The sequence below is a fragment of the Robinsoniella sp. genome (genome assembly GCF_034124845.1).
In genome coordinates, this window is the sequence record NZ_JAWYAJ010000187.1 from 1 (window position 1) to 5040 (window position 5040).

The 5040-nt window shown below is 43.4% G+C and carries 4 protein-coding genes; 1 reads left to right on the forward strand and 3 read right to left on the reverse strand.

All coding sequences use genetic code 11. The annotated features are described in order from the left end of the window. Positions 1–130: cold shock domain-containing protein (locus ACH2DQ_RS08690; RefSeq protein ID WP_395026399.1), on the forward strand; the 130-nt coding region annotated here is incomplete at its 5' end. A gap of 158 nt (positions 131–288) precedes the next feature. Here the strand turns inward: ACH2DQ_RS08690 and ACH2DQ_RS08695 are convergent. From ACH2DQ_RS08695 to ACH2DQ_RS08705, 3 genes are all read right to left on the reverse strand, one after another. After that, positions 289–2655 carry a ribonucleoside triphosphate reductase gene (locus ACH2DQ_RS08695; RefSeq protein WP_394911024.1) on the reverse strand — a complete coding sequence of 789 codons (2367 nt, stop codon included), beginning with the start codon at positions 2653–2655 and terminating at the stop codon, positions 289–291. Positions 2656–2888: 233 nt separating this feature from the next. Further along, the gene (hflX, locus tag ACH2DQ_RS08700; RefSeq protein WP_394911023.1) at positions 2889–4139 is read right to left on the reverse strand and encodes a GTPase HflX; all 1251 of its coding nucleotides are present in this window, start codon (positions 4137–4139) and stop codon (positions 2889–2891) included. Positions 4140–4150: 11 nt separating this feature from the next. Continuing rightward, positions 4151–5040: tetratricopeptide repeat protein (locus ACH2DQ_RS08705; RefSeq protein WP_395026397.1), on the reverse strand; the 890-nt coding region annotated here is incomplete at its 5' end.

Below are 5040 nucleotides of genomic sequence, written 5' to 3' on the forward strand. Positions count from 1 at the left end.
AGATGTATTCGTACATTTCTCAGCTATCCAGGGAGACGGCTTCAAATCTCTTGAAGAAGGTCAGGCAGTTTCTTATGATTTAACAGAAGGCGCTCGCGGAATGCAGGCAGCTAACGTTGAAAAAATGTAATTTCGGTTAATCTTGCGAAACCGGAATAGGGTTGTTGTACTAAGTATTAGTATAACAACCCTATTCTTTTTCGCCTCCTTTTATCCATATAAAAGCGCAGCTAGTGCCGCCCGGCACTAGCGGCGCTTTCCGTTATTTCAACTAAAGTTTTAAAAACTCTATTGATTTGTATCTACATACTTTTTAATATTGGACGCATTCACATATTTTTTAGCCTTATCACCTTCTACCACAACCAGTGTAGGTGCCTGCATAACTCCAAATTTCTGTACCAATTCCTGATTTTCTTCTGCATCGATCACGACGTAATGCTCATTTCCCAGCATTTCCTTTGCAATCTTACAGTTTGGACAGGTCTTTGTGGTAAACAGATATTTAATCCCCTTGCCGGGTTCTACCTTTACATCGTCTTTAGATATGGTAACAATGCTGCTATGAACCTTGTGCAGACAAGATTGATCGACATCGTATAACTGGCGGTTTTTATATTCCTGGGTCTTCCCATCGTTCCAGTTCTGAACCGGACGGTAATACCCTGTAATACGGCTGTATACCTCAGCTGTCTCTCCGCATTCCGGGCATACAAAATGCTCCCCTGCAATGTAACCATGATTCTTACATACGGAATATGTCGGTGAAAGCGTATAATAAGGCAGCTTATAATTTTCTGCGATCTTGCGTACCAATGCAGCCGCTGCTTTCCAGTCCGGAAGCTTCTCGCCAAGGAATGCATGGAATACTGTTCCTGATGTATACAGGGTCTGTAGTTCATCCTGTATATCCAGCGCTTCAAAAATATCAGGTGTATAATCTACCGGCAAATGAGAACTGTTGGTATAGTACGGAGTATCTCCGTCTTTGCCTGCAGTTTTTATATCCGGCCAGCGTTTTCTGTCATGTTTTGCAAGACGATATGTTGTAGATTCAGCAGGTGTAGCCTCCAGATTATATAAATCGCCGTATTCCTCCTGATAAATGATCAGACGGTTTCTCATATAATTTAACACTTCTTTTGTAAACTGCTGCGTCTTATCATCGGATAGATCCCTGCCAAGCCATCTTGCATTTAAACCAACTTCGTTCATACCGATTAACCCGATAGTTGAAAAATGATTGCTGAAGTCTCCCAGGTAACGTTTCGTATATGGATACAGCCCTTCGTCCAGAAGTTTCGTTATGACATCTCTCTTGATCTTTAAGGAACGTGCGGAAATATCCATCATACGGTCCAGACGCTTATAAAAGTCTTCTTTGTTGCTTGCCAGATATGCAATACGAGGCATATTGATCGTCACTACTCCTACGCTGCCTGTACTTTCTCCTGAGCCGAAGAATCCACCGGTCTTCTTGCGCAGTTCACGAAGATCCAGACGCAGACGGCAGCACATACTTCTCACGTCACTTGGTTCCATATCGCTGTTAATGTAATTTGAAAAATAAGGTGTACCATATTTAGATGTCATCTCAAATAACAATTTATTGTTTTCCGTGTCAGACCAGTCAAAATCTCGGGTGATAGAATATGTTGGGATCGGATACTGGAATCCTCTTCCGTTTGCATCTCCTTCAATCATAGTCTCAATAAATGCCTTATTGATCATATCCATCTCTTTTTTACAGTCTTTGTAGCAGAAATCCATTTCCTTTCCGCCTACAATTGCCGGAAGTTCCGCCAGGTCGCCCGGAACAGTCCAGTCAAGTGTAATATTGGAAAATGGTGCCTGGGTTCCCCATCTGCTGGGTGTATTTACACCATAAATGAAAGACTCGATACATTTTTTCACTTCCCGGTAATTCAGTTTGTCTGCCTTTGCAAACGGTGCCAGATAGGTATCAAATGAAGAAAATGCCTGTGCACCTGCCCACTCATTCTGCATAATCCCAAGGAAATTCACCATCTGATTACAGAGTACGGATAAATGCTTTGCCGGTGCCGAAGTAATCTTCCCTTTGATTCCTCCCAGACCTTCCTGGATCAGCTGCTTTAAGGACCAGCCTGCACAATATCCGGTCAGCATTGACAAGTCATGAATGTGGACGTCTGCATTTCTATGTGCTTCCGCGATTTCTTCATCATAAATCTCAGACAGCCAGTAATTTGCCGTAACGGCACCTGAGTTGCTCAGGATGAGACCTCCGACGGAATATGTAACAGTAGAATTTTCTTTTACACGCCAATCCTCTACCTTTACGTAGCTGTTGACAATTTCTTTGTAATCCAGGATCGTAGATTTCATATTGCGGATTTTTTCCCGCTGTTTCCGATATAAGATATATGCCTTTGCCACATCTCCGTATCCTGCCTGGACAAGCACGTTTTCCACACTGTCCTGAATACTTTCTACATCGATGACCCCATCTTTAATCTTCCCCTGGAAGTCGGCTGTCACACGAAGGCCCAGAAGACTTGTCATATCCTCATTAAATTCCTTTTGTGAAGCTTCAAATGCCTTTGTGATGGCATCACTTATCTTCCCTAAATTAAAATCTGCTACTTCCCCGTCACGCTTTACTACTCTAAACATACCCATGCTCCTTCCAATTCTCATACATCAGCTCATCTATTGTTCTAACTGGAAATGATATATTTTCAGTCAAAAAAGCTCCATTCGTCTTCCCGTTTAAGAGCGACTGCAATTATTGTAGCAAATAAATTATTTACCGTCAAGCCAAAAAAGTACCATATCTATGTATTATTTTTGGCACATAACACTAGATATAGTACTTTCCCTTTATTTTACAGTATTTAGCCTGTGCCTCAACCTGTCACATTTCCATAAATTTCCATAGGCACATATGCTTTCACATAAATCCCTTCTGCACGGTAATCTTCTTCCAGAAGCTGTCCGTATTTCCGTATTAACTGGATCAAACCCGCATCAGCATAGGGATAGATACGCTCGATCAAAATATTTTTTTCCTGGAGAATCTGTTCTAAAATATTTTTCAGCTCATCCAGACCGTCTCCTGTTTTGGCAGAAATGCACAAAGTTTTATCTGCCTTAAAATCACGCAGGGTTTCTTTTTCCGTAACCTTATCCTGTTTATTAAAAAGTGTCACCACAGTTTTATCTGTGACACCCAGATTCGCCAATGTTTCATAAACAACATACATCTGCTTTTCCATCTGTGGATTTGACGCATCTACCACATGCAGGATTATGTCGGCATATTTTGCCTCCTCCAGTGTACTGCGAAACGCCTCGATCAAATGATGTGGAAGCTTTCGTATGAATCCTACCGTATCCGTCAGCAAAATCTCCTGTCCGCCGTTTAAAGCAAGCATCCTGGTAGTGGGATCAAGGGTTGCAAACAGCTTGTCCTCTTCCAGTACCTGTGCATCTGTAAGATGATTCAATAGGGTGGATTTCCCTGCATTGGTGTATCCAACAATCGCAGCAACCAGGGTCTGGTTCTTGCTCCGCTTCATGCGCACCACTTCACGGTGCCGCTTTACGTCCGCAAGCTCACGGCCCAGCTGGGCAATACTGTCTTTGATCAGACGCCGGTCCATCTCCAGCTTCTTTTCACCTGGTCCTCTGGTACCTATACCGCCTCCAAGACGGGACAGCGAGCTTCTAAGCCCTACCAGACGCGCCAAACGGTACTTTAACTGCGCAAGCTCCACCTGAATCTTCCCTTCGCTTGTAGACGCCCTTGCAGCGAAGATGTCCAGTATGATCAGGGTTCTGTCCATAACTTTCATATCCAGTTCCTGCTCCAGATTCCGAAGCTGCGCAGGTGAAAGTTCATCGTCGCAGATCACCCCGGTTGCAGAAAGTTCATAAGCCATTTCCCGCAGTTCCTGGATTTTTCCTTTTCCGATATAAGTGCCCGGATGGACCTGTTCCCGGTTCTGGATGATACGCCCCACCGTTACGGCTCCCGCCGTGGAAACCAAGTCTTTTAATTCATCCAGGGATTCCTGTGTATCATCGTCATCAGACGTGCTGACGCCTACCAATATCACTTTTTCTTCTAACTCTTCCATTTCAAATAAATCCGTCATATTCTCTCCTGTTAACGTGTGGACAGGAAGTCATATTCTTTCTTGCCTGCCGCATCATTTGGGTATTTTGCTATATATGCTTTTGCCTTGTCCTTTGCAGTCTGGAAATCCTTCTTTCGCTCATATGCCACAATCTCATTATAGAACAGGTCCTGCTTACCAGTCTCTCCATTCAGAGCCAGTCCCTTTTGGATCGTTGCAATTGCAGCATCGGGGGCATTATCTGCCAGATCACACAGGGCGATTCCATTATATGCCTCGGGCGCTTCACCAAAATCCTGCAGATACTGCTGATATACGTTTCTGGCAAGCTTGGAATCCTCCAGTTTTAAATAGACTTTACCAAGAAGCAGCGCAGATGCCTTGTCCTTATCCTCAACCGGCTTTATCAGCTCTTCTTTTGCTTTTTCATAGTTCTCCAGATAATAGTATATGCGTCCCCGCTGATAATAATCCTCTGTTTTTTCTCCGCCGATGTTTAAAGCCTTCTGCAGATATTCGTCTCCTTTTGCTGACAGGTTTTTTTCTTTATAAGCTTCATAGATGTTCCAAAACAGATCATAGTCCTCCGGTGACAGTTCCGATGCTTTGTCAAAATCTGCTTTTGCTTTCGCTTCATCCTCTTTTTGCAGATAACAGGTTCCCCGCATATAATATGCATCCCCGTCTTCATCTGCGGTTAGAATCTGAGTGCAAGTCTCTATGGTACCATCATAATCTTCTGATTTTAACTGTGCAGACGCTTTGTAGAGCCGAATGTCTTTAATCGTTTTCACCATTTTTTCACCTGCATGCTCAAGCGCTGAATTAAATGCCGTTACTGCCTTATCATATTCTCCCAGTCCAATATACGCCATTCCTTCTCCGCGGTATGCCAGAACCACATCTTTTTCTTCTGCAA